The organism is Zymomonas sp. (assembly GCF_020216885.1).
GTDB lineage: Bacteria > Pseudomonadota > Alphaproteobacteria > Sphingomonadales > Sphingomonadaceae > Zymomonas.
The window spans coordinates 1-5,637 of sequence record NZ_JAIWON010000167.1 but is presented as its reverse complement, the minus strand read 5'-3'; the positions used below and the strand labels follow the sequence as shown (position 1 = coordinate 5,637).

At 47.0% G+C, this 5,637-nt stretch carries 3 protein-coding genes and 1 tRNA gene; all 4 read left to right on the top strand.

Translation table 11 applies throughout. The annotated features are described in order from the left end of the window. Positions 1–1,067, top strand: a 1,067-nt coding sequence (locus LDL18_RS08640) for a glucose-6-phosphate isomerase (protein WP_296508774.1), incomplete at its 5' end; no start/stop codon positions are given. 162 nt (positions 1,068–1,229) lie between these two features. Further along, positions 1,230–2,576, top strand: coding sequence for a glutathione-disulfide reductase (gene gorA, locus LDL18_RS08635; RefSeq protein WP_296508768.1), 1,347 nt, complete (start codon positions 1,230–1,232; stop codon positions 2,574–2,576). A 173-nt stretch (positions 2,577–2,749) separates the two neighbouring features. Next, positions 2,750–2,826, top strand: a tRNA-His gene (locus LDL18_RS08630). A 214-nt stretch (positions 2,827–3,040) separates the two neighbouring features. Next, positions 3,041–4,999, top strand: coding sequence for a potassium transporter Kup (locus tag LDL18_RS08625; RefSeq protein ID WP_296508766.1), 1,959 nt, complete (start codon positions 3,041–3,043; stop codon positions 4,997–4,999). Positions 5,000–5,637 lie beyond the last annotated feature (638 nt).

Sequence of the window (5,637 nt, the reverse complement as noted above, 5' to 3'; positions counted from 1 at the left end):
CCCTGACTCGTGAATCTGGCCGCTATGATGTTGCGGTTGTTTCCAATGTTGACGGTCAGGCTTTGGAAGAAGTCTTCAAAAAATTTAATCCGCATAAAACCTTGGTTGCGGTTGCTTCTAAAACCTTCACCACCGCAGAAACCATGCTGAACGCAGAATCCGCGATGGAATGGATGAAGAAGCATGGCGTAGAAGATCCTCAGGGTCGCATGATTGCCCTTACCGCCAATCCGGCGAAGGCTTCTGAAATGGGTATTGATGATACTCGTATTCTGCCTTTCGCAGAAAGTATCGGCGGTCGCTATTCTCTGTGGTCTTCCATCGGTTTCCCAGCAGCCCTCGCCTTGGGCTGGGAAGGCTTCCAGCAGCTTCTCGAAGGTGGCGCGGCTATGGATCGCCATTTCCTTGAAGCCACTCCTGAAAAGAACGCGCCTATTCTGGCCGCTTTCGCCGACCAGTATTACAGCGCCGTTCGTGGTGCGCAGACTCATGGCATTTTCGCCTATGACGAACGCCTGCAACTTCTGCCTTTCTATCTCCAGCAGTTGGAAATGGAATCCAATGGTAAACGCGTTGACCTCGATGGCAATCTGATTGACCATCCCAGCGCTTTCATCACTTGGGGCGGTGTTGGCACCGATGCCCAACATGCGGTATTCCAGCTTTTGCATCAGGGAACCCGTCTGGTTCCGATCGAATTTATCGCTGCTATCAAAGCGGACGATACTTTAAATCCGGTGCATCATAAAACCTTGCTGACTAATGCCTTCGCACAGGGTGCTGCCCTGATGAGTGGCCGCGACAACAAGGATCCGGCACGTTCTTATCCGGGTGACCGTCCGTCCACGACTATTTTGATGGATGAATTGCGTCCGGCTCAGTTGGGTGCTTTGATTGCTTTCTACGAACATCGTACTTTCACCAATGGTGTTCTTTTGGGCATTAACAGCTTTGACCAATTCGGTGTTGAACTCGGAAAAGAAATGGCTCACGCCATTGCCGATCATCCTGAAAATTCCGATTTTGACCCGTCAACCAAGGCTTTGATTGCGGCTGCTTTGAAATAAGTTTCCGCTTTCTTCAATCGCTCTGATCGTGATCCTTAGCTGGATTTCATTATCTGAAACGGTCATTCTTCACTTTATCAATAACCGGTATCCGTCCTCTTCGGATATCGGTTAAAAAGCGGCGGCAGCCATTCTGCCCAACCGGATAAGGGAAGATGAAATATGACAGATTATGATTTCGATCTTTTTGTGATCGGAGCCGGATCGGGAGGTGTCAGAGCCTCCCGCATTGCCGCTTCTCATGGGGCATCCGTCGCCCTTGCGGAAGAATACCGTATCGGCGGCACCTGCGTCATACGGGGTTGCGTTCCCAAAAAAATGCTTTACTACGCCGCCGATTTCGCGGCTGATCTGAAAAAAGCCCAGCGCTTCGGCTGGACATTACCCGAAAAAGAATTCGACTGGGCAACGCTTCGTGATGTCGTTTTATCCGATGTGAAGCGGCTTGAAGGCCTCTATACCCAAACGCTCGATAATAATCATATTACCCATTACAAAGAACGCGCCGTTATCGAAGGCGCGAATCAAATCCGCTTAGCCAGCGGTAAAAAAATTACGGCGCGTTATATTCTGGTCGCAGTGGGGGCAGAACCGGCCAAACTCGACATTCAGGGGGCAGAATACGCCGTCACTTCCAATGAAATGTTTCTGCTGCCTTCCTTGCCCAAACGCGCTTTGGTTGTTGGCGGTGGCTATATCGCTAATGAATTTGCTGGAATTTTGAATAGCTTTGGTGTCGAAACCACCATAGCCACGCATGGCGACCGTATTTTACGCAGCTATGACAAAGAAATCGCTGCAAGACTGGTTGAGATAGGGCAGGGGCATGGCATTGATTACCGTTTCAATGCCGATATCGCCCGCATCGACAAAGACCCATCCGGCAATCTCACTACTCATTTCAAAGATGGCAGCCAGATAGAAAGCGATCTTGTCTTATTCGCGATCGGACGCGTTGCCAAAAGCCGTGATCTCGGCTTGGACAAGGCCGATGTCAAAAGCAATGATCGCGGGGCTATTCTGGTTGATGAAGACAATCGGACAAGCTGCCCCTCTATTTATGCTGTCGGCGATGTCACCGATCGGGTGCAGTTAACGCCGGTCGCCATTCGGGAAGGACAAGCCTTTGCGGATCGGGTTTTCGGTCATAAAGCGGCCTCGGTCGATTATGATACTATTCCGACAGCGGTTTTCTCTCACCCGCCTCTCGCCAGCGCAGGTCTGACCGAAGAGGACGCCAAAAAACGCTATAAAAATATTAAGATCTATAAATCCAATTTCCGCCCGATGCGGAATGCTTTAATCGACAGCCCTGATCGCGCGCTTTATAAAATGGTTGTTGATGGTGACAGCGATAAAGTCTTGGGTCTCCATCTGATTGGTCAGGATTCTCCTGAAATTATCCAACTTGCCGCCGTCGCTATCAAGGCAGGCTTAACAAAACAGGCCTTTAACGATACGGTTGCGCTCCATCCCAGCAGTGCTGAAGAACTTGTTTTAATGCGATAATTTGGCGCTTTCGCCAATCGCTTTTGGTCAAAAAAGAGGCTTATTCCGATAAAATACTGTTTTTTATTCATCTTTCTTTTGAAATCTCTTGACCAAAGTGAAAACACAATTTAATTGAGCCGGACATCACGGACATGCATCAGTTTTCTTCCGCTGTCCGGCTCGATATTATGGCGATCGTAGCTCAATTGGTTAGAGCGCCGGTTTGTGGTACCGGAGGTTGCGGGTTCAATTCCCGTCGATCGCCCCATTTTTCCTTAAAAAATATCTCTTTATGCATCAAATCACCTGTAATTTATTCTGCAATATTATATTTTTCTTGCAGAATGGCTCATATCGTGATTGTTGCAAGAACAGCAGAGGGTCATAATCCCTTTTTTGCTTTCGGTTCATTTGCGGGAAATATTATTTTTTAGCTCTTTTTTGCAAAGAACCTTTTTTTTATCGATAAAACGGAGATCGTTATGAGTAACGATACTTCCCCGGGGACATCATCTGTGGACAACAAATCTTCAGATCCCTCTTATGGGGTTCCCGGACATAGTCATAGTGACAAAGATCTATTGAAATTGTCGCTAGGGGCAATCGGTATTGTTTTTGGTGATATCGGTACCAGCCCTCTCTATGCACTGAAAGAATGTTTCAAAGGTCATCACCAACTTCCGGTGGATGATTTTCATATATATGGCTTGGTCAGCCTCATCTTCTGGACGATGGGACTGGTCGTTACGGTCAAATATGTGATGTTTATTATGAAGGCCGATAATAAGGGCGAGGGCGGCAGTATGTCGTTGCTATCTCTTATTATCCGCGGAGCCAATCCGAAACTCAGCCGATGGCTGATTGTGCTCGGGGTGTTTGCTACGGCGCTTTTCTACGGCGACAGCATGATTACGCCAGCCATGTCGGTGCTTTCTGCGGTCGAAGGTCTAACGGTTATCGAACCCTCTTTTGACAGTTGGGTGCCGCCGGTTTCCGTGGTTATTCTCATTGGCCTGTTTTGTATTCAGGCAAGGGGAACGGAATCAGTAGGTCGGCTTTTCGGGCCCATTATGCTGGTTTATTTTGCGACATTGGCCATTTTGGGTGCCTTTAATATCATCACCCGTAGCCCAGCTATCCTTCTGGCTCTCAATCCCTATTATGCCATTCATTTCTTTGTATCTGATCCGTTGCAGGGCTTTTGGGCATTGGGCTCGGTTGTGCTTTCCGTAACAGGTGCCGAGGCGCTTTATGCGGATATGGGGCATTTTGGACGGCAACCGATTTCTCTTGGTTGGTATTGGGTTGTTTTTCCGGCTTTAACGCTGAATTATCTTGGCCAATGCGCGCTTCTTAGTGCTGACCATGAAGCCATCGCCAATCCCTTCTATTTTCTGGCACCGGATTTCTTGCGTGTGCCGTTGATTATTCTTGCAACCTTTGCAGCGGTCATTGCCAGTCAGGCGGTTATCACCGGAGCCTTCTCGGTTACGCAACAGGCAATTCAGCTCGGCTATATTCCGCGTTTGCGCGTGAACCATACCAGTGCCAGTACTGTCGGACAGATTTATATTCCGTCCGTTAATTGGGTCTTGATGTTTATGGTCATGGTCTTGATCGCCATGTTCAAAAACTCGACTAATTTGGCGAATGCTTACGGTATCGCTGTGACCGGTACGATGTTTATCACCTCCTGTATGATGGGGGTTCTGGTACATCGGGTCTGGCATTGGAAGGCATGGCAATCCATTCCTTTGGTTTCCTTCTTCCTTTTGATCGACGGCGCTTTCTTCCTGTCCAACGTGACAAAAATTCCTGAAGGCGGTTGGTTCCCGCTTTTGGTTGGCTTCGTTGTTTTCACGATGCTGATGACTTGGTCACGTGGTCGCCATTTAATGGCGGAAAGAATGCGGCAGGTCGCCATGCCGATCCAGCTGTTCATCCGCTCGGCGGCGGCTTCGGCTGTCCGTATTCCGGGAACGGCTATTTTCCTTACGCCAGAAGATGATGGCGTGCCTCATGCGCTGCTCCACAATCTCAAACACAACAAGATTCTTCACGAAAGAGTTATTCTTCTGACTGTGAAAATCGAAGATGTGCCTTATGTGGATCCGCATTATCGCGCCAGCATGAGCAGCCTTGAAGATGGCTTCTATCGCGTGATTGTGCGTTACGGCTTTATGGAAGAACCTGACGTGCCTTTGGCACTCAATAAAATCGAACAGTCAGGGCCCATGCTCCGAATGGACGATACCAGCTTCTTCATCTCTCGTCAGACACTTATCCCGTCCACCCATACCAGTATGGCCATTTGGCGCGAAAAGCTGTTTGCATGGATGCTGCGTAACTCTGAAAGTGCGACAGAGTTCTTTAAACTGCCTAGCAACCGTGTGGTTGAATTGGGTAGCCAGATCGAACTCGTCGGTAATAACGGAAAATAGGGCAGGGGAAAAATGGAATAAAAAGAACATTTGTTCTTCTATCCTATCGGAAGACAGCCTCAGCCATTGCCGTGTTGAGGCCTTCTTCTTTAACTTTTTCCCACTAAAAAAACGCTGTTCCGATTATTTGGAGCAGCGTTTTTTTGTCCTGCTATCAACCTAAAGATAGTTCCGATTTCCTTAGCCAAGCCGCATCGAGGAAAAGACGCTTTCTTGCCCAATTCATACTCACCGGATGTTTCAATAGGGTCAAAGTGACTCTATTTACTATAGAATGGATAGAGAGTGATTCTTTTCGAATATAACCTTGTTCAGCATTTATTTTTCTTAAAAAGAAAAATAAAGAAAATTTGTATTCATTAACGATATATAATAAATATTATTATTACCAAATAATATGTAAAGTTATCTTTCTGACAAGAAATTAGGCCGATAATTCAAAATTTCTTGATGCTCTAGGGGCAATCTATCTGTTGCCCATTATTTTGCTGGATAGATGCGCAACACAATAAAAAAATACAGTTTTTAATATAGGGAGGATAAATTGGATATAAATAAAAAAGCACCCCTAGGGATCGCTCTAAGAATTGCACTTCCTCTTGTTTTATGTTTAGAAATTTTCACCTATTTATTTAGGG

Bases quoted from the DNA above. Each gene is read 5' to 3' on its own strand.
- LDL18_RS08625 (WP_296508766.1), top strand. From the start codon at position 3,041: ATGAGTAACGATACTTCCCCGGGGACATCATCTGTGGACAACAAATCT.
- gorA (WP_296508768.1), top strand. From the start codon at position 1,230: ATGACAGATTATGATTTCGATCTTTTTGTGATCGGAGCCGGATCGGGA.